This is a genomic window from Vibrio clamense, assembly GCF_050337905.1.
In the GTDB taxonomy this organism is placed as follows: domain Bacteria; phylum Pseudomonadota; class Gammaproteobacteria; order Enterobacterales; family Vibrionaceae; genus Vibrio; species Vibrio cortegadensis.
This window is the reverse complement of record NZ_JAKJTJ010000018.1, coordinates 256857-276324: the sequence shown is the minus strand read 5'-3', so window position 1 is coordinate 276324 and position 19468 is coordinate 256857. Positions and strand designations below refer to the sequence as shown.

12 protein-coding genes and 2 pseudogenes are annotated in these 19468 nt (G+C 41.0%); 5 read left to right on the top strand and 9 right to left on the bottom strand.

Translation table 11 applies throughout. The features are described from left to right. Nucleotides 1-118: 118 nt before the first annotated feature. The 3 genes from L4C39_RS01865 to L4C39_RS01855 form a co-directional block, all read right to left on the bottom strand. Nucleotides 119-1558, bottom strand: coding sequence for a glyceraldehyde-3-phosphate dehydrogenase (locus L4C39_RS01865; RefSeq protein ID WP_171755798.1), 1440 nt, complete (start codon nt 1556-1558; stop codon nt 119-121). A 332-nt stretch (nt 1559-1890) separates the two neighbouring features. Continuing rightward, nucleotides 1891-2934: a sulfate ABC transporter permease gene (locus L4C39_RS01860; RefSeq protein WP_371711454.1), complete on the bottom strand. Its 1044-nt coding sequence runs from the start codon at nt 2932-2934 to the stop codon at nt 1891-1893. A gap of 2 nt (nt 2935-2936) precedes the next feature. Further along, on the bottom strand, nt 2937-3377 hold the full coding sequence (locus tag L4C39_RS01855; RefSeq protein WP_017054596.1) for a hypothetical protein: 441 nt from the start codon (nt 3375-3377) through the stop codon (nt 2937-2939). A gap of 112 nt (nt 3378-3489) precedes the next feature. Here L4C39_RS01855 and L4C39_RS01850 point away from each other — a divergent pair, with 112 nt between their 5' ends. Beyond that, on the top strand, nt 3490-6138 hold the full coding sequence (locus tag L4C39_RS01850) for a hybrid sensor histidine kinase/response regulator (RefSeq protein WP_429744078.1): 2649 nt from the start codon (nt 3490-3492) through the stop codon (nt 6136-6138). A 117-nt stretch (nt 6139-6255) separates the two neighbouring features. Beyond that, nucleotides 6256-7059, top strand: a complete 804-nt coding sequence (locus L4C39_RS01845) for a phospholipase A (protein ID WP_017054598.1) — start codon at nt 6256-6258, stop codon at nt 7057-7059. A gap of 90 nt (nt 7060-7149) precedes the next feature. On the opposite strand, the gene L4C39_RS01840 is transcribed toward L4C39_RS01845, so the two are convergent. Further along, nucleotides 7150-7770 (bottom strand): 3'-5' exonuclease, encoded by a 621-nt coding sequence (locus tag L4C39_RS01840; RefSeq protein ID WP_136995950.1) that lies wholly within the window; start codon nt 7768-7770, stop codon nt 7150-7152. A 999-nt stretch (nt 7771-8769) separates the two neighbouring features. On the opposite strand from L4C39_RS01840, the gene L4C39_RS01835 reads away from it, so the two are divergent. The 3 genes from L4C39_RS01835 (at nt 8770) to L4C39_RS01825 (ending at nt 13264) form a co-directional block, all read left to right on the top strand. Continuing rightward, nucleotides 8770-10401: a methyl-accepting chemotaxis protein gene (locus tag L4C39_RS01835; RefSeq protein ID WP_113799838.1), complete on the top strand. Its 1632-nt coding sequence runs from the start codon at nt 8770-8772 to the stop codon at nt 10399-10401. Between the two features lie 149 nt (nt 10402-10550). Further along, on the top strand, nt 10551-11528 hold the full coding sequence (locus L4C39_RS01830; protein ID WP_429744076.1) for a Gfo/Idh/MocA family protein: 978 nt from the start codon (nt 10551-10553) through the stop codon (nt 11526-11528). 191 nt (nt 11529-11719) lie between these two features. Then, the gene (locus tag L4C39_RS01825) at nt 11720-13264 is read left to right on the top strand and encodes a methyl-accepting chemotaxis protein (protein WP_429744074.1); all 1545 of its coding nucleotides are present in this window, start codon (nt 11720-11722) and stop codon (nt 13262-13264) included. Between the two features lie 61 nt (nt 13265-13325). On the opposite strand, the gene L4C39_RS01820 is transcribed toward L4C39_RS01825, so the two are convergent. From L4C39_RS01820 to L4C39_RS01800, 5 genes and pseudogenes are all read right to left on the bottom strand, one after another. Beyond that, the gene (locus tag L4C39_RS01820) at nt 13326-14666 is read right to left on the bottom strand and encodes an MATE family efflux transporter (protein ID WP_429744072.1); all 1341 of its coding nucleotides are present in this window, start codon (nt 14664-14666) and stop codon (nt 13326-13328) included. A 164-nt stretch (nt 14667-14830) separates the two neighbouring features. After that, entirely contained in the window at nt 14831-16750 is a 1920-nt protein-coding gene (locus L4C39_RS01815; protein WP_429744070.1) for a monovalent cation:proton antiporter-2 (CPA2) family protein, read from the bottom strand. Between the two features lie 3 nt (nt 16751-16753). Next, complete coding sequence (locus tag L4C39_RS01810; RefSeq protein WP_113799828.1) at nt 16754-17368, bottom strand: NAD(P)H-dependent oxidoreductase; 615 nt, start codon at nt 17366-17368, stop codon at nt 16754-16756. Between the two features lie 161 nt (nt 17369-17529). Next, nucleotides 17530-17673: pseudogene (locus tag L4C39_RS01805) on the bottom strand (helix-turn-helix domain-containing protein); the annotation flags it as partial. 48 nt (nt 17674-17721) lie between these two features. Beyond that, nucleotides 17722-19329 (bottom strand): annotated as a pseudogene (locus tag L4C39_RS01800) (sigma-54-dependent Fis family transcriptional regulator); the annotation flags it as partial. Nucleotides 19330-19468: the final 139 nt, after the last annotated feature.

Below are 19468 nucleotides of genomic sequence, written 5' to 3'. Positions count from 1 at the left end.
GCTCACGTAGAGCGGCAAATGCGGGGGAGTGTATCTCATTGTTTTAAGCGTGGAGTTTAATTCTTTGCGCTGTATCTTAAATGAGCTGATTTTTCACTCAGCTCATTTAATGAGTCGCTTATTTAACGATCGGATAGGTTTTGTATCGCACGCCCATCATCTGTTCCATACAATGAACAACTTGGCAGCTATAACCAAATTCATTATCGTACCAAATATAAAGTACGCAGCGATTATCTTGAGCAATTGTTGCTACACCATCGACAACGCCAGCATGACGAGATCCTACCAAATCGCTAGACACTATTTCCGTAGAATCTGTGTAGTCGATTTGAGCTGACAATGGAGAAGAGAGAGCCATTTCACGTAGGTAAGCGTTTAACTCATCTTTTTCTGCCATAGATTTCAAGTTGAGATTTGCCACCGCCATCGAAACATTTGGTGTTGGTACTCGAATCGCATTACCCGTTAGCTTTCCTGCTAATTCAGGTAGCGCTTTTGCTACCGCTTTAGCTGCCCCAGTTGATGTCAAAACCATGTTCAATGATGCAGAGCGCCCACGACGATCGCCAGAGTGGAAATTGTCGATCAAATTTTGGTCGTTAGTGAAAGAGTGAACGGTTTCAATATGGCCCGAAGTGATGCCATATTTATCATTAACGGCTTTAAGAACGGGAGTTATCGCATTTGTGGTGCAACTTGCAGCTGAAATAATAGTATCTTCAGTTTGAATATCCTTCTCATTTACACCGAATACGACATTTTTGATATCGCCTTTCCCTGGTGCGGTGAGAAGTACCTTTTCTGCGCCATTGCACGCCACGTGTTGGCTTAAGCCTTCGCTGTCACGCCATACACCGGTGTTATCCACAACAAGGGCATTATTGATACCATAAGTGGTGTAATCAATATCTTCAGGCTTGTTGGCATAAATAACTTGGATGTAGTTGCCATTCGCAATAATGGCTTTACGTTCTTCATCGACAATAATGCTGCCGTTAAATGGACCGTGAACGGAATCTCGGCGGAGCAAACTCGCACGTTTTTCCAGATCACCTTTTTTCCCGCCACGAACGACAATTGCACGTAATCGCAAAGGGTAACCAGGGCCGCTTTTTTCAACAAGTAAGCGAGTCAGCAAACGGCCGATTCGACCAAACCCATATAAAACAACGTCACGAGGTGCTTCTAATTTTCGTCCATTTAATGCATCAATCAGTGCGGTTTGAAGAAAATCTGCTAGAGCATCCGTATCGTCATGATTCGTCCAATATTGGTGAGCAAGTTGGCCTACATCGACTCTACATGGGGAAAGATCCATGGATGATAAATGTTGAATAAATGGGAGAGTTTGTTCAGGTGAAAGCGTTGTGCCTGTGTAGCGTCGCGCAACACGGTGGGCTTTGATAAATTCTATGGTAGTAGCATTGACCAGTGGTTTCCCAAAAAGGATAACCTCTACACCTTTTGTTCTATACAGTTGACCAAGAGTGGGAGATACGGTTTCGGCAATCGTTTGGCTAGTTTGCCAGTCTAGAAGATGTTTCTCAGGACTCATTTTTACTCAGGACCTTTCACGTTCTCGAATCATTTAGATTGTAGGGGGATCTAAACATTCAGGGGTTATTGGGGGTGTTTTTATGTTGTTGTTTTTATGTGGCGGAATTGTAATTGCAAAAGCCTTAATCTGCTAGTAAAAATAATGAAGCGATTTATAGTGATAAACCTTTGATTTCTAGGCTTTTAAAGCTTGTTTATTCTGCTTAATAGGGAATTGACATTTAAATATAGCGAGACTTAATTCTCGACGATATGGTTTTATCACACCTTTTGTAATGTAATTGTGTTCTTTACCTTAGCTATTGATGAGATGCTGGTCTGGTTATCAACTCAAAAAGTAAACGATAATCCTAAAGTATAGAGTTGAACTTCATTCTCTATCCCGTCCTCTGGTTTTTGGATTTGAGTAAAGTGTCCATTGAGAGCATTTTTTTGTCCGTAGATATGCTGAAATTCCATGTTTATGCTCAAATTAGCTAGCAGCGAATATTTGACACCACATAACAGAGATTCGCTACTGGCTATCCGTCTTTGTTGGCTGTATTGACAATATGGCGTCCAGTTATTCCAGGTTTTATCCACGCTGATGTACCAATTAGAGTGCAGCTCTTTGGTAAAAACGGTCTCAATGAGTAGATTGAAACCATGGAAGTATTGGTTCCAACCTAAAGAGATCATATCGATCTCTTCATCGGTTCTTTCACCTTGGCTAAGTGTTTGTGTGTATGAGCTTTTTAGGTAAGCGAGTCGTATAGCGTTATCGTCGTAGTAGATATCAGCAGACAATCCGAAAGTGTAGTGAGATTTAATCGACAATTGTAAGCCATAGGCGTTGTAGTGCTGTTCATGAGGGACGGTTACAAAAGGAGACAAATGCAGCTGCATGTCATCCGTCATCCAGTGATCCCAGCCAAATGAAAGACCATCATAGTGTGTGATACCTAAAATACTTTCATAGACATCTTGAGGAGGTCGGATCCAAGGATAGGCATGGGAAACATAGTAGTATTCCGACATCATAAATAGTGGGAGTCTTAAGCGACCCAATTTGATATTGAAATCATTAAACTGATAAGAAATAAACGCCCATTCCAGTTCGGGCTCAGAAAAATCATCTTGGGGCCTTTTAACTACTTGAATGGAACTTCGTAATTGAGGCGAGAAATCCAAATCAAGTTGGGCTCCTAATATCGTATCGCAGTCAAAACACCAATCGTTATTAATCATTCTCTTAGTGAAAATAGGAGTGTCTTGATTTGTTCTCGCTAAGCTAAAACTACCAAATCCACTAAGTTGTAATGAATCATTTAATTGCACTTGTGAAAATGCAATGGGTGTGAATAAAGCCATTAATATAAGTGTGGTTATTTTCATGATTAATCCACTTTTTTAGTTATATAAAGTATATTGACGTTGCGAGGTACTTCTTTTATCGGTAAATAGGCAATACCTGTCGAATTCTTTTCTAGCCAAGAAAGAATGGAACGAGTATCACTTTTTCTTAATTGAAATGGTGCTTTTGCACGGCCAGAAAAAGATTGTCTAGCCCATATTATTTGCATTTGGTTCGGGTTTTTACCTAATAACGCGCGATAAAATTGTTCTTTGTGTTTAGAAGATGTTGGTAAATCAACTAAATGAACATTAATACCTTGGATATGATTTGTTTTTCCGCGGTAGAGCATTTTTGTTTGGCTTTTGGATAGTGGCTTTATCTCTGAATTTAAAGAAAAAATCACGTACTGATAAGCTGTTGCAGGGGATGCAACAGCAATGATTAAAGTAACAAAAATCAGTGACAGCCAAGACGTTTTCATCGGTGATTAACTAACCTTAACGCTATTATTATATAAAATTCATGATTAAGAATCGTTTTTATGTCTATTATTAACTGTAGGCTAGGGTGTGTTACTTTCAAGGACGAGAATAATGCTAATATTAACCAAATTATCAATAAAAGCTCGTTTGACTATTATTACATCAATTTCAGCGTTGATAATCAGTGCGTTTGCCGTAGATAAGATTCTCAGTAATAAAGAAAAATTGAAACGGTACTCTATTTTATCTGAAAAAATAGAAGCGATGAAATCGGTAGATAATGTATCTAATTTAGTACGTAAAGCCTTAAATACCCACTCTCGCAATAATGAATTGTCACAGCCGATTAATATTGAATTGGAGAAAGTGCAGTTTTATTTTACAAGTTCAGCTAATAATCAAATCCTTGAAGAGCACAAATCCAATGTTGATGAGTTAAAAGACGCTATCGATGAACTCGCTATTTTAGAGGTTACTGAAGTTACGGATACAGGCTATTGGATCTTTGATTTAACTCGCGATCTTTTGGAGCAAGTCAGTCAGTCATCGTTCATTCCATTATCTGAATTTACTTACATTTCAGATCGCGCTTTAGATGATCTGTCCTGGCTATCTTACTGGCTTCAGAAAGAGGCATGGTTAATTAGTGATTTAGCGATTAATCCTGATCATCTACTCGATAACTCACCTCTTGTATATCAAGCCATCGAAAGGCAGCAGCAGTATCTTGAACAGTTTATATCTTCCGGAGCAAGTAAGGAGCAGGTCGAAAAATTGCTTCTGTTATTTTCCCAAACCGACTTTCAGAGTGGGCAAGCTTTTCGGAATAAAGTGTTAGCGAATGATACAAAAGGCTCGGACTTTACACTGCATGCTGCTCTTTTAGAAAAACGTTATGAGTCACTGTCGTTAGCTATCAATCAATTTTCATCTCAGTTATCGTCGAACCTAGCCAGTCGTATAGAGTACGAACAGCGCTTAGTGATAATACTCTCTTTACTTGTTGGGCTTGTGATAGTGATGCTTTGCATATTAGGAGCCAGTACTTCTTTACGAGTTAATCGAAAGTTAGCGAAAATATTAACTACGATGTCGGCACTTGAGGAGAGAAAGGGCGAAATTCAACAAATAAAAATTGATGGAAATGATGAGTTTACTAAGTTTGCTCTTAGAGTTAATCAGATCATACTTTTCCAGCAAGAGCATGAGTTGCAGATATTGGCGGCTAAAGAGTCGGCTATTTTAGCGAATAAGGCGAAAAGTGCGTTTTTAGCCAATATGTCGCATGAAATAAGAACACCTCTGAATGGCATTATCGGGATGACAGAGATCTTATCTGACAGTCAGCTAAATTCTAATCAGAAGGAAGTTCTTAATGATATAGACTCTTCGTCTCACTCCCTTTTGGTACTGCTTAATGACATCCTCGATTTATCCAAGATAGAGTCCGGAAATTTGGTATTAAATCCTCATGGCTCTGATATTAAGGAAGCAGTCTACGACTCGGTTAATTTAATCTTGTCGAAAGCGAACAGCCAAAATATAGAGCTACTCATTTCCATTGATCCCGCGATTCCTGATCAGGTATTCACAGATGATCACCGTGTCAGACAGGTTTTAATGAACCTACTGTCTAATTCAATTAAATTCACTCGTAACGGCCATATAAAAACAGAAGTGAAGTATAAGGAAATCAGTGCAGAAAGCGCGGAATTATATTTTTCTGTAGCGGATACCGGAATGGGCATTGAGGCCGAAAAATTGGAGTCTATTTTCGAACCGTTTACCCAAGCTGATGGCAGCATCACTAGGCAGTTTGGGGGGACAGGATTAGGCCTTGCTATTTGTCGGCAGTTAGTCAACTTGATGGGGGGATCGATTCATGCACGATCAACCAAGAATGTCGGTAGTTGTTTTGAATTTTCAATTGCAGTTGGGGCGTTGAAAGGTGAGGCCAGGAATGAACCTCTCAAGTTGAAACGTGCTTTATTAGTCAATAACCACTTCACATATACGTCTCAGATAAAAACAGAATGCAATTTGTTGGGGATTAATATCATTGAAGTTCATAGCACTGAAGAAGCGTTAGATGTGAAACATGACGTTGATTTGGTGCTGTACTGCGATGTTGTTCACCACTCATTGAGTAAGTGCTTGCAACAATTACAGCAATGTTACCCTAGCAACATGATTTTGGTTTGTCAGCATCATCTATTTAAACAACCTGTGGCAGGTTTAGGTGCTCATGGACAAATAACGCTTCCATTTTTAGGTAATCGTTTTAGAAATCATCTGCATACATTGGTCGAGAATAGGGGACCAAAAATCAATCATTCGGACATCAATGCAGAGACGGTTCCTGTTGGAAAAACAAGAGGGTTGAACCGGAGAGTCTTGATTGTTGAAGATAATTTAATGAATCAAAAAATTGCGAGTTTCTTTCTAGAAAAGGGGGGGTATGACTATTTTATTACCAGTAATGGACAAGAAGCCGTCGATGCCATCACTCAAGGTGGAGAGTTTGATGCGATTTTGATGGATTGTATGATGCCTGTAATGGATGGATTGACAGCAACAAAACTCATTCGTCAGTGGGAAGTAGAGCAGGGGAGCACTAAGTTGCCAATCATCGCGCTAACGGCAAGCGTGCTAGACGAAGATATCCAGCATTGCTTTGAAGCAGGGATGGATGCGTATTTACCGAAACCTTACAAATCTCACCAACTGTTTGAGTTATTCAATGATCTCGAACTCGTGTGACACCTATTGCTTGTTGAGTATTTACTTATCTTCTTTGTATGATCTCTAGAGATCCACTGCAAAGGTTGATAATATTTACAAATAAAGGCAGCTGCCCCTTAAGTTATGGTGTTAAAAATGATCCAATTTGTCCGAACGCACGAATTAGCGATAGTCATAATCGCTCTGTGCGCAGCGCTACCGGTAAGCGTAAATGCAAAATCTAATAAAAGCTTGTCGATCTACGATGACACCTATTTCATGCAAACTTACACCAGTGACATTAACCAAGAAGTTTATGATGAAGCATATGACAACAAAGCGGATAAAATGAGTAAAGCTGAGATTAAATATCAGTTTTCGCTCGCCATTCCGTTAGTGCAAATGAAATATGGGACATTAATGGCCTCATATACTCAACTATCGCTTTGGCAACTTGGTAATACCGATGCCAGTTCGCCTTTTCGTGAAACCAACTACAAACCTCAGATGTTCATGATGCATCAAGGTAAGTACGGTATTTTCAACAATATTGAATATGGTTATAGGCACCAATCAAATGGTAAAGAAGCGCTTACCAGTCGCTCATGGGATATGGGATACATTGCGATTGAACGTGTAAATACCAAATTAGATTTCGGCCTTCAGGGGTGGTACGCGACGAACCTTAAAGACAATAAAGACATCGAGGATTTTATTCCACCTTATGAAGTGTGGATGAAATACCATGGTAAAGCGGGCTACTTTAAATTAAAAACAGCCTATAACTTTAGCACCGATAAAGGCCATGTTGAGGTTGGGTACACTTATCCTCTGTCAAAATTTGCTGGCTTGTATTTCCAAGTGTGGGAAGGATATGGCGAGTCGATGATTGATTACAACCACAGGCAAACTAGAGTTGGCTTAGGATTGATTGTTGAGTCTAATCTGAACGTTTTCTAATGTTTTGTGTGCTGTGAAGCTTTAGCTTTACAAACTTAGCTTCTATGAACTTAGCACTCACAGCACATTTCATACGTTCTAATTATGTTTTTACTTCTTAGCTAACAACTTTCCGATGTTAGATTTACTTGTCTTCGATATCTTCTGCATGAACTGGAAGCTTGGGTCAGTGATGTTGTGCTGATCCATAAGTTTGTTGATCATGTAGAGCCATAAGTTAACGGTCATTTCTGAATCGGCTAATGCTCTGTGAAATACGCCATCATTCTCTAATTGTAGAAATCGCACTAAATCGCCCAATTTATGAGTTGGAGATTCTTGTACGAGTCGTCGTGCAATTAGCATTGAACAGGCGAATTTCCCACTATATTGTCGATTGATCAAATTCAATTCAGCATCTAAAAATCGTTGATCAAATGAGGCGTTGTGCGCCACCAAATTGTGATCTCCAATAAAATCACAAAATTGATCCATGACTTCATCGCAGGGCGCTGCGGATTGGAGCATCCTATTTGTAATGCCGGTATAACCCTCAATAAATCCACTCACTCGGAACCCTGGGTTCATGAGTTGCTGAAAAGTATCAACAATTTCCCCATTTTGTATATGTACCGCGCCAATTTCAATGGCTCGGTCACCTTGGTTGGGGGAGAGTCCTGTTGTTTCAAAATCGAGTACGATGACGGAATTAGCAGAGGTATTGATGGTCACAAAAAAAAGCCCAGATCATTAGTGAATGCAAATTGTAACTTACTTAATCCCAGAATTGTTGTTTTTGCTTAGATTACTTATAGGTAGGCATGAGGATTGTAAAGCAGGTGACAAGAATGGGTTTTGAGAGTGAATTGCCAGGACAATCGTTCGGATAAGAAATTAATGTGATCATGATCTCTCTATTTTGTAGTTGAGAATTTACTAATATAAGAGTTGCACCCTATCGTTTGTAAGAGATCTCTTACAAGCTCGTAAGTATAAGTCACTATATTACGCCGACGATAGCTTGTTTTGGTTTTAAGATGTTGTTTTATAAGTTATTTGTTGATATTTAAATATGATGCTTGGATAAATATCTGCATTTTATCATTGTCGAAAACTCAAGTTGGCGTAATCTTAATGTTGTCAGCAGGATGCAGACACGGAACAGGAAAGACCCAAGGATAGGTCATCTTCAGGACGAAGATTCGATAATTCAGGACGAATTATTGGCATGGAAAGCAAAGGACATTAGCTGGAAGCTATGCGACTTGGATGGTTGCACTATGGAAAGTTAATGGACCACCTCTAGGATTGAGGAAAATACCATCAGGATGATGGATAAAGGACACCACTTAAGGATAAGTGAAGAGCGTTAACTAGGATAGTTAACAGGCTGGATAGCCAAGGACACCGCTAGGATGGCGATGAAATGGATTGCGCTGAAGGATTACAGCACACTATCAAGGATTCGATGCATGGAGCACTTTTAGTAGCTGGATTGCTGCGAGTAAGAATAGGAAACCCACTAAGTGAAAGCTTAGTGGGTTTTTCTTTGGGTGAAAGAAAATGTCGAGATACTGTCATAGCCAATAATTTGGCTGTATAAAATCATTAATAACTGTATGAAACTAGTGGAATTATACCTAGACAAAAGTGTGATTTAGATCTATATTTGCGCCCAGAATTTAAAGGAATTTCTGCGCAAGGACGATAAATCAACAGATCGAGGTACTAATGCAGCTATCGCTAAAAAACACATCTATCCGGTTCCAAATACTGCTTCCAGTATTATTTACAGCCCTATCACTATTTATTTCCTTATGGGTCACTAAATCCAATTTAGATGCAGAGCAACAGATCATTAGTGAAAATGTTGATTCTATTGTTTTCTACAAGGATGAATTGGCAAAAATCGATGATAGAGTTTATCCCCTTAGAATCAGTGCTGTATATTCGATCTATGATTCATCTCGCCGCCAAAACTTTTTAACTGAGCTAAAAAGTGGCATGCAGGCAATCAATATAGAACTTGATAAAATTGATGACCGACAAACCTTTAGTCGTGAAGTCAGTGTTGTTCGTAAAGCCATTTCAGATTATGTTTCGTACTCAGAGAGAGCGGTAACTTACTTCAACCGCCGTGATCAAGGGTTGTCTTTGAACCAAAGTAATGATGATTTCATTGCTGGTTACCGCAATGTTGGCCAAACTATGGTTGAGTCAATCAATAAACTGTCGCAACAAGTCAATACTGCGGCAGGCCAAGCGATGCGCGAAAGTGAAGAGAACAATGAGCAAGTTGAAATCAACGCGATTTTGATGGTGCTTTCTGTATTCGCGGGTTCTCTTGTTGTTGCTTGGTGGTTATCTGGTTTGATTGTATCGCCGATTCAAAAACTACAAGTTGTTATTCGTGAATTAGCCCAGGGCAACCTGACAGTGTGTGCTGATAGCGATGGTGACAATGAAATCGCTCAATTAAGCCGAGATGTGAATACGACAGCCGCTCAACTTCATAGCACTGTTGAGGCTTTGACTCGTATTAGTGAAGACGTTGCTTCTGCATCAACAGAGCTTGCGGCCGTAATGACCCAAGCAGAATCGAATGCAAACCAAGAGCTAAGTGAAATCGAACAAGTGGCTTCGGCGGTTAATGAACTGTCGAGCACGGCTGATAATGTCAGTGATAACGCAACGGCTGCAGATTCAACGGCCCGTCAAGCGGATGAGCTTGCGAAAGCTGGTTTGGATGTATTTGCTCAAAGTGCTGACGCTAGCGAACAAATGGGCACAGCATTAAGTGATGCGGCAGTAGTTGTAGGCAAATTAAAAGAGCAGTCAGAGCAGATCAATGATGTTATCGAAGTGATTCGTGGTGTATCTGAACAGACAAATTTATTAGCACTGAATGCCGCCATTGAAGCCGCTCGTGCTGGTGAATCTGGCCGTGGTTTTGCTGTTGTAGCAGACGAAGTTCGTTTACTTGCGGCACGTACGCAAGATTCTACACAAGAAATCCAAACGATCATCGAAGAGTTACAAAATCAATCAGGTCTAGCAAATGAGAGCATGCTCACGAGCTTAGATATGCTAGAGCGCAATAAAGCGTTAACGGGTCAAGCGAATGATGCATTAGTCGGTATCACAGAGTCTGTGACTGATATTAACGACATGAACACTCAAGTGGCAACAGCAGCAGAAGAGCAGTCGCAAGTGACTCAAGATATTAACCGTAATGTGGTGAACATGTCTGAACTTGTGAATCAGAATGTTGCAGGAATTAGCCAGAGTGCAAGCGCAAGTAATGAGTTATCTCGTCTTGCTGAGCAACAAAAACAACAACTGTCGTTCTTTAAGCTATCGTAACTGATCGCTTCAAAGCAAAGATTCGATAAGTAATTCTAAAGCTCATGTGCCAAGTCGCCATGAGCTTTTTTGTATATGCTATAAACCACTGACGAAAAGAGCAATACAAGGCATAATTACGGCAAACACCTATTGAGAAGATATAGATTATGATTAGGCTTGCAGTAATTGGAACTAACTGGATAACAGAGCAATTTATCCAAGGCGCGTTGCAAACGGGAGAGTTCGAACTTACAGCCGTTTACTCTCGCTCCCTCGTCCAAGCAGAAAACTTTGCCGCCAAATATGATGTGAACCATTGTTTTGATCAATTAGATGAATTCGCCATCTCTGATGCTTTTGATGCGGTATATATTGCAAGTCCGAACTCCTTTCACGGCCCGCAATCGATTCAAATGTTAAAAGGAAAGAAGCACGTAATTTGTGAAAAACCATTAGCCTCTAATTATGCACTCGCGCAAGAGATGTACAAAACAGCAGAAGAGAACAATGTGGTTCTTTTTGAAGCATTCATGACCCCGTTTATACCTAACTTTCAGGTTCTTAAGCAAAACCTCCAACAGATTGGCCCAATCCGCAAAGCGCTCATCAGTTATTGCCAGTATTCATCGCGCTATCCAAAATATCTGAACGGTGAAAATCCAAATACGTTTAATCCTGACTTCTCTAATGGTTCAATCATGGACATTGGTTATTACTGCTTAGGTGCTACATTAGAGTTGTTTGGTGAGCCGAGATCGATTCAAGCCACTGCACACTTACTGGATTCAGGCGTGGATGGAAATGGAAGTGTAATTCTTGGTTATGATGGGTTCGATGCAACCATACTCCATTCAAAAATCAGTGATTCGTTTCTTCCAAGTGAGATCCAAGGTGAGCAAGCTTGCTTACACGTTAATATGATCTCAATTTGCAATGATGTAATCAAGATTGAGCGCGGTGGTTTGAAAACGGATTTAAGCGTAGAGCAACAAGAAAATCGCATGTTCTATGAAGCAAATATCTTTGCTGAGCAGGTCAGGGCCAATACTGTAAATACTCAAGCGAGAGATCGTTCTTTACTTGTGGCAAAAGTACTGACTGAAATTAGATCTCAAACGGGCGTTGTGTTTCCTGCTGACAAATAGAGTCGATGCATTGAGAGTAATTTGTTTGATTTAAGTGGGTATTTAAAAATAAATAGATGCAATAAATCTTAATATTGAGAATATTTATAAATTTATGGCTTATATTGATAGTAATCATTATTGGTGATTTTTTTACATGTTATATGTACAAAATCATCAATAAAGGATTATTTAGTAGGAATAAGTCACATATGAGAAATGACTTCAATAAAGAATATGCAAAAGATGCAAATTTAATCTCTACTACCGATCCTTCAAGTTTAATTACTTATGCTAACCATGATTTTTGTCACGTAGCTGAGTATGAAATGGATGAGTTGATCGGTAAGCCTCACAATGTAGTGCGCCATAGTGATATGCCCAAGCAAGCCTTTGCACAAATGTGGCAATACTTGAAAGCAGGAAAGAGCTGGATGGGATTGGTAAAAAATCAATGCCAAGGTGATAAGCATTATTGGGTATCCGCTTTTGTTACTCCGATTAAAGGTGAAGATGGCGAAACTGTTGAGTATCAATCAGTAAGATCGAGACCAACAGAAGCTCAAACTGAACGTGCCGGTCAACTTTATGCCAATATGAACAAAGGGAAGATGAATATTGGTAAGCGCATTTCTTATCATTTTATTCAGTATGTCTTCTTTGCTGCATTTTTGGCGTTATTTGTTGGGTTGATTGCTTCGCAACAACAAATACTATTCGGTGCTATTGGACTTGTATTAACGTGTGCTCTTGGGGGCGTTACAACGCTTCAGAATAAGCGTTTTAAAGTGCTTAGAAAAATAGCTCAAGACTCATATTCCAATCCGTTAATGGAAAAACCTTACACTGGTTGCTTTGATGATTACTCTGAAATCGAGCTTGCTTTATTGATGAAAAAATCTGAGTTGCGAGCGGTTTCGGGGCGTGCGACGGACACTGCTGGAAAGATTTTGATCTCTGCTGAAGATGAGTTTGGAACGATTCAGTCAATGGGGCAAAGTTTAAATCAGCAATGCCAAGAAACGGAGCAGGTAGCCACCGCCGTTGAAGAGTTAACGCATTCAATCCATGAAGTGGCAAGTAGCGCAGCTGCTGCTTCAAGGCTTACTGAAGAAGCCAATGAAGAGTCAGCCAAAGGTTTAGAGTGTATATCCGCGACGATTAATTCGGTGAATGAACTTGCAAGCGAGTTGGATAATTCAAGAAAGGTCATACATCAACTTTCATTAAATAGTCAGAAAATTGAAAGTATTCTTGAAGTGATCAGCAGTATTTCTGATCAAACTAATTTACTGGCTTTGAATGCTGCAATTGAAGCGGCCAGAGCAGGTGAAGCAGGGCGTGGATTTGCCGTTGTTGCTGATGAAGTTCGAAATCTAGCATCGAAAACGGGCGATTCAACCAATGAGATTCAAGAGATGATTACTCAGCTTCAACAGACTGCAACGGAAGCCGTAAGCGCAATGGAGCGTGGTGAAGTGTTGTCTGAACAATGCAAAATGCGTGCAGATGATACAGGCGAAGTGTTGAATCAAATATCCGAGAAGTTATTCAAAGTCTCTGATAGTAGCCATCAAATTGCTGCTGCGGTTGAAGAACAAGCAACAGTGACCAATGAGATCAATCACAATGTGGCTAATATTAAAGAACTGGCAGATGAAACATCCGCAACATCTGAGAGTTCCATAGCCCGTACAAGCCGCTTAGTGGACGACATAGAAGCACTGCAACGCTTGATTAAACAATTCCAATCATGATTCTTATCAAGGAATAAAAAAAGGAGCGAGTTCGCTCCTTTTTCGTTTACTGTTTCTAAATCTAGTGACTTACCGCTGCTTTCTCTATTTTGGTTATGATCTTTTGATACATCAACCAAGCGGTTATGCCTGCAAGAATGTTCCCCACTAATGCGCCTACAAATAACCCTTGTATATCAGCCACGAGAGCCCCTAACCATAAACAAGGTAAGAAGAAGGCGAATAAGCGCAATGCTGAAATTGTAAGGGCAGTGTATGACTTCGCAAGGGCGTTAGAGACCGACACCATCAACATGCAGATCCCCAATGGACCTAAACTGAGGGGAACAATCATCAGGTGAGAATTTAGGATTGCTTCAACACTTGCATCGCTGGTCATTAGCCCGGCAAGTTGGCTTGAGATGAAAAAGGTGATTAGCGCAATAACAAATTGAAATCCAATAACAAAGCGACAAGCAATACTGACAAGCTGACGAATTTCGGCAATTTTATTGGCTCCAAGTAAACGCCCGATCATCGGAGGCATTGACATGGTTAACGCTAATACAGAGACGATCGCAAAAAATTCATATCGAGATCCAAGCGCCCAAGCAGCAACGGCGGCGGTGCCGTAACTCGCAAGGAGCTTTGTGGCGAGCATTGAAGAGAGAGGGGGTAACAATTGGCTTGTCATTGCTGGCCCCATAATATTCGTAATCGAGCGAATGCTAGAAGCAATGTTGAGATCACTCCAATCAAAACTCACCCAATGTTTGCGAGTGACTTGAGGGGCAACGATCAATAGACCAATACCAAAAGCAGCCACAGTTGCCAAAGCGGCACCATTGATACCAAGGTCGAAGGTAAAAATGAAAAGGGGATCAAGCGCCAGATTGATTGCACTCGTAACCATCATCATAGTCCCAGGAAGCATTGTGTTTCCGTTCGCTCTGCAAATACTATAAAAGAAGTATAGGAAAGCCCCGACCCACGCACTGGCTAACCATACCGGCCAATAGCTATCAATGATTGGGTAAACGGAATCCGGTGCGCTGAGCAAGCTCAAAAGAGGCTCTCTAATCAACCACAATATCCCAGAGATCAGCGTAACACCGATTCCGCCAATCATTAGGATCAAACCACCAAGTTGCTTAGCATAACGAGTTTGCTGCGCCCCAATTGCTTTGGAAATGACCGCTGTCGTGGCAATCCCTAAGCCTACTTGAATCCCGATAATAACCATTTGCACTGGGAGAGTGAAACCTTGAGCAGCAAGAGGCAAAACCCCGAGTTGCCCAATGAATGCACTATCCACGAGCTGAAAACTCATTAAAGATAGAACCCCAAACATCATTGGCCAAGTCATTTTAAATAGTTGGTATGCAAGGGATGAATCTGATTTATTCGTTGCGATGGAACTCATAATACTCTTATATTTTTGGTTGAATCTAAAATTAGATAGAAGATGCTTGTAACGATATCTTGAATGAAAATTGGATGACTTGGTATCAGAGGGTTTTAAAAGTAATTCGAAATTAACGTTTAAACCCCGCTTATTAGTGTTTATCTATTTGTGCGCTAATAGCGCTAGTCTTCAGAAAGGTCGTCGGCGTAACCTTTTGGTGGTGGCGTCCAACCTCGCTCATTGCGTGTATGTTTGTCTGAGCGATCTTTGGTCATCGCATGTTTGATATTGCCTTCAAGCTCCATAAATAATTTACGGTAGTTGTTATCAAAGCGATCACCTTCAGAATCATCCGCCCACGCTTGATATAAAATATCGGACTGTTTTTCTTCCGTATTTTTATATGTCGATTTTTGTTGCTCTACAAAGAAGGGGTGATGGCCGAGTGAGCGCATTGCTTCTGCACCAATTTCGAGTGCTGAGTGATAGGTTTCAGATTCAATATAATCCGCTCCTGCTTGGCGTAATAAGTAACCGTGACCACGGTCAAATGCCCGTGCCAGTATTTTTACTTTTGGATAGGTGTGCTTAACATATTTCACCAACTCAAGGTTGCTCTCTTGATTATCAATGGCAACCACAATCATTGCAGCCTCTTCAATGCCAGCAGTATGCAGTAGATCGGGACGAGTCGCATCACCAAAATACGCTTTGGTTTTAATTTGGCGCATGAGATCAACTTGATCCGCTTGGTGATCAAGAACAACCGTTTTTACCCCATTTGAAACTAACATTCGATTGATTATTTGACCAAATCGACCAATGCCAGCGATGATCACAGTGCCTTTCTCTTCAATACTATCGGCTTCTCGTTGATTCGATTGCTGTTGAAAACGTGGCAAAATAGCCTTATCGAAAAGAATAAATAACCCTGGAGTTAAAAACATCGACAGCGCGACTACAAGAGATAGCGTCTGAGCAATATCCACAGGTAGGACATGATTTTGTACTGTGAAACTCAACAGAACGAAGCCAAACTCCCCGGCTTGAGCAAGGCTGAGGGTGAACAACCAGCGATCGCTATTCTTAATTCTGAAAGTGAAAGCAAGCAGGTAGAGAACCAAAGCTTTCAATGCCATCACTCCGACGGTGAGGCCGATGATGAGTCCAAATTCGTCAAGTAGGATCCCAAAGTCAATGCCAGCGCCAACTGTAATAAAGAACAAGCCTAAAAGCAGTCCTTTAAATGGGTCAATATTGGATTCTAATTCATGTCTAAACTCACTGTTTGCCAGCACAACGCCCGCTAGGAAAGTACCTAAAGCAGGGGATAGCCCAACCAAGCTCATTAAAGCCGCGATGCCAATGACGAGCATCAGTGCCGTTGCGGTAAAGATTTCTCGTAGCCCTGAGCTCGCAACAAAGCGGAAAAGTGGACGACTTAAAAAGTGTCCGCCAACAACGACGCTAGCAATAGAAACCGTAATCACAAGCCCATATGCCCAACCCGGAAGCCCTGCAACAAGACTTAGCTCTTCGTGATGTTCAGCGGCATTGGCGGCGACGCTTTGAGCTTGTTCAATTAATTCTGGCAGTGCGAGTAATGGAATGAAAGCCAGCATTGGAATGACGGCAATATCTTGGAAAAGCAATACAGAGAAAGCATTTTGGCCGCCTTCCGTTTTACTTAATCCTTTCTCATTAAAGGTTTGTAATACAATCGCGGTGGATGAGAGAGCGAAAACTAAACCTATGGTGAGTGCGATAGTCCAAGGTTGACCAAAGTAGAGTGCAATCCCCATCACGACAACGGTGGTACCGCCAACTTGAAGCCCACCCAATCCCATTAAGCGGTTGCGCATCGCCCATAGCATTTTTGGTTCAAGCTCTAAGCCCACCAAAAATAGCATCATGACCACTCCAAATTCCGCAAAATGTTGAATGGTGGTTGTCTCTTCACCCACTAAGCCAATAATAGGGCCGATAACGACACCAGCAATGAGATAGCCTAATACAGAGCCTAGCCCTAAACGCTTAGCAATAGGAACGGCAATGACCGCAGCAACTAAGTAAATGAACGCTTGTAGAAAATAGCCTGTCATCGGTTAGTCCTTATGAATGATGTCGTTAAGGTGATGATTTAATTTTTCGACTTGGCTTGCTTTTTCCATATCAACTTTGTCGTTAACTAAAGCGGTGAGCAACTGAGTCCACTGATTAATATGTTGATCAAGTCGACTCTCTTCTGCTGCGGTACGCGCCCCGAATAGCGCTAAGGGAGCCAAATAAGTCATACTGGTCATCGCGCTCATCTGCTCAATTGGGTAAAGCAATTCACGAATCGTAAAATGGTTGTAGCCGTCGGTTTGATAAGCATCGGCTTTACCACCTGCGGTCAGGGAGCAGAATAGGGTTTTTCCTTTCAATGCTTTTCCCTCGGCTCCATAAGCAAAGCCATACTCTAATACTAAGTCTTGCCACTCTTTTAAAATAGCAGGAGTTGAATACCAATAGAGTGGGAATTGAAAAATGATCACATCATGTTCAAGTAATCGACGCTGTTCTTTATCAATATTGATATTGAAAGTCGGGTATTCATGATAGAGATCGACGGTGGTGACCCCTTCAATATTTTTGGCGGCATTGAATATTGGAGTGTTGACCTCAGAACGGTGTTGGGAAGGGTGTGCGAATAGAATCAATACTTTTTTGTTTGTCATAATTACTTGTCATTCCCGTCAGGTTTCTTTACTCATTAGTAAGCAATGAGTCGTGTCTAACTCTAGAAAGTATGAACAGTGTAAATTATATGATTTTTAATATATACCGCTAAGGGGCATGATTCGAAATTAAGAACAGGGACATCACCAAATCTAGAGTTCTATTTATTTGAATAACCAAGATTTTTTAGCTTTCGATAAAGTGTATTACGGCTAATGCCCAGCATTCGAGATGTTTTACTAATATTGCCTTGATTTGCTTGAAAGGTTTGTACGAGTTTTTCTTCAACTGTCGTTTTTAGATCGTCTGCTTTTATTTCTGATGAGGATTGGTGTGGCGCTGATGCCGTCATTAATAGTTGCTTTAGGTGACTCGGAAGGTCATCTAAAACGAGAGTGTTACCTTCAGAAAGGAGAGCAGACACTTTAATTAGGTTATCGAGTTCCCTGATATTTCCGGGCCATGAGTGGTTCTGCAAAAGTTGCATCAAATGAGGACAAATGGTTTGCTCTGCGGAGCTGTACTTGGCATGGATTTTATCAATGAGTCCAGATTTATCTTGTCGTTCGCGAAGTGCTGGAAGAGTGAACATCAGCCCATTGAGTCGATAAAAGAGATCTTGTCGAAATTCTCCTGTAGACACCAGTTTTTCAAGGTTCTTATGAGTTGCTGCAATAATTTGAATGTCTACTTTTGTTGAGTGGTTTGAGCCAATGGGAACCACCTCTTTTTCTTGTAATACATGTAATAAGCGGCACTGTGCTTCTAATGGCATGTCAGCAATTTCATCGAGAAATAGAATACCTTTATCGGCTTGGCGGATTTTTCCCTGATAACCTTTTGGGCTAGCTCCAGTGAAAGCTCCGGGGGCATAACCAAATAATTCAGATTCAATGAGTTCCTTTGGAAGTGCGCCGCAGTTGACCGTGATGAGTGGAGACAGTTTTCTATCACTTTGCTGGTGGAGATGTTTTACAAATTCACCTTTACCCACACCTGTTTCCCCTAGGATGAGCAAACTAATATTTTTATTGATGACTTTATTCGCTTGCTGCCACGCGTGTTCAATATTGTCATCACCATCATGAAGTGGGCAAGAAGGGGAGTAAGTGGCCAATTTGACGCTTTTGGGGGCGGATTTAAGCGAATGAACCGCATACACCAGATCAGACTTTTCTTGCTGATGTGTGAGTGGTTGATTCTCTTGATAGGTTTGAACAACAGAATCTAAAGGCTGTCCTAAGATCACGTGATTGTTGAGTAGCTGTGATGCAACGCTATTATGTGCGACAATTTTTCCATCTTCATTAGCAATCACAATCCCTTGCCATCCACTGGTTAGTAACGATTGGTCAAGAGCAAGATCCATGCGTACTGAGCCGTTCGGCACTTTGCACAACAAATTATTTTCAACGAGCTGAACCATATTTTGAACCAACAGTTGAGTGGATGCATTATGGATTTGCTGTTCACTTGTGATGTCTAAGATGCCTAGCATGTTCCCTTGGAAATCGAAAACAGGACTGGCTGAACAGCTAATAAAGCGGTGCTGATGAATGAAATGTTGATCGCCAATAATCGAGACGGGTTTTGCTTCGACAATTGCCGTTCCAATCGCATTGGTCCCTTTGAGATTTTCACGCCAACAGACGCCTGTCTCCAGCGCAATAGAGGTCAGTTTCTCTTTAAAACGATCTTGCCCCCACGATCCAATAATCACGCCCTCAATATCAGTGAGGATCAAACGGCTGTCTGTTCGAGCAAATATTTGATTAAACAGCGGTAAAGCATGCTCTTTAACGGCGCTAATCAGTGCCGATACGATCTCTCTACGTTCGGAAACTTGAGATTTCGCGAGTCGAATATCTTCTGGTAGACGGCGCTGTTTTAATCCCGCTTCAGAACTCCTATTCCAAGAGGAGGTTAGCCAATCTATCTGCTGAGTTGAATTTAGATCCATGACTGTTCCAAGTTGAGACAGTGAGGGTGTGCCATTTTGGGACACTTGAACAGTGAGCTGCGCTTTAGAACTGGTGTTCAACCATTATAACTGTCGTTTGTTATCGTTTGGTAATCATAGCTTTACAATTCATTAACAA

Coding starts and splice junctions, on each gene's coding strand:
- L4C39_RS01865 (WP_171755798.1), bottom strand. CDS start 1,558: ATGAGTCCTGAGAAACATCTTCTAGACTGGCAAACTAGCCAAACGATT.
- L4C39_RS01860 (WP_371711454.1), bottom strand. CDS start 2,934: ATGAAAATAACCACACTTATATTAATGGCTTTATTCACACCCATTGCA.
- L4C39_RS01855 (WP_017054596.1), bottom strand. CDS start 3,377: ATGAAAACGTCTTGGCTGTCACTGATTTTTGTTACTTTAATCATTGCT.
- L4C39_RS01850 (WP_429744078.1), top strand. CDS start 3,490: ATGCTAATATTAACCAAATTATCAATAAAAGCTCGTTTGACTATTATT.
- L4C39_RS01845 (WP_017054598.1), top strand. CDS start 6,256: ATGATCCAATTTGTCCGAACGCACGAATTAGCGATAGTCATAATCGCT.
- L4C39_RS01835 (WP_113799838.1), top strand. CDS start 8,770: ATGCAGCTATCGCTAAAAAACACATCTATCCGGTTCCAAATACTGCTT.
- L4C39_RS01830 (WP_429744076.1), top strand. CDS start 10,551: ATGATTAGGCTTGCAGTAATTGGAACTAACTGGATAACAGAGCAATTT.
- L4C39_RS01825 (WP_429744074.1), top strand. CDS start 11,720: ATGAGAAATGACTTCAATAAAGAATATGCAAAAGATGCAAATTTAATC.
- L4C39_RS01820 (WP_429744072.1), bottom strand. CDS start 14,666: ATGAGTTCCATCGCAACGAATAAATCAGATTCATCCCTTGCATACCAA.
- L4C39_RS01815 (WP_429744070.1), bottom strand. CDS start 16,750: ATGACAGGCTATTTTCTACAAGCGTTCATTTACTTAGTTGCTGCGGTC.
- L4C39_RS01810 (WP_113799828.1), bottom strand. CDS start 17,368: ATGACAAACAAAAAAGTATTGATTCTATTCGCACACCCTTCCCAACAC.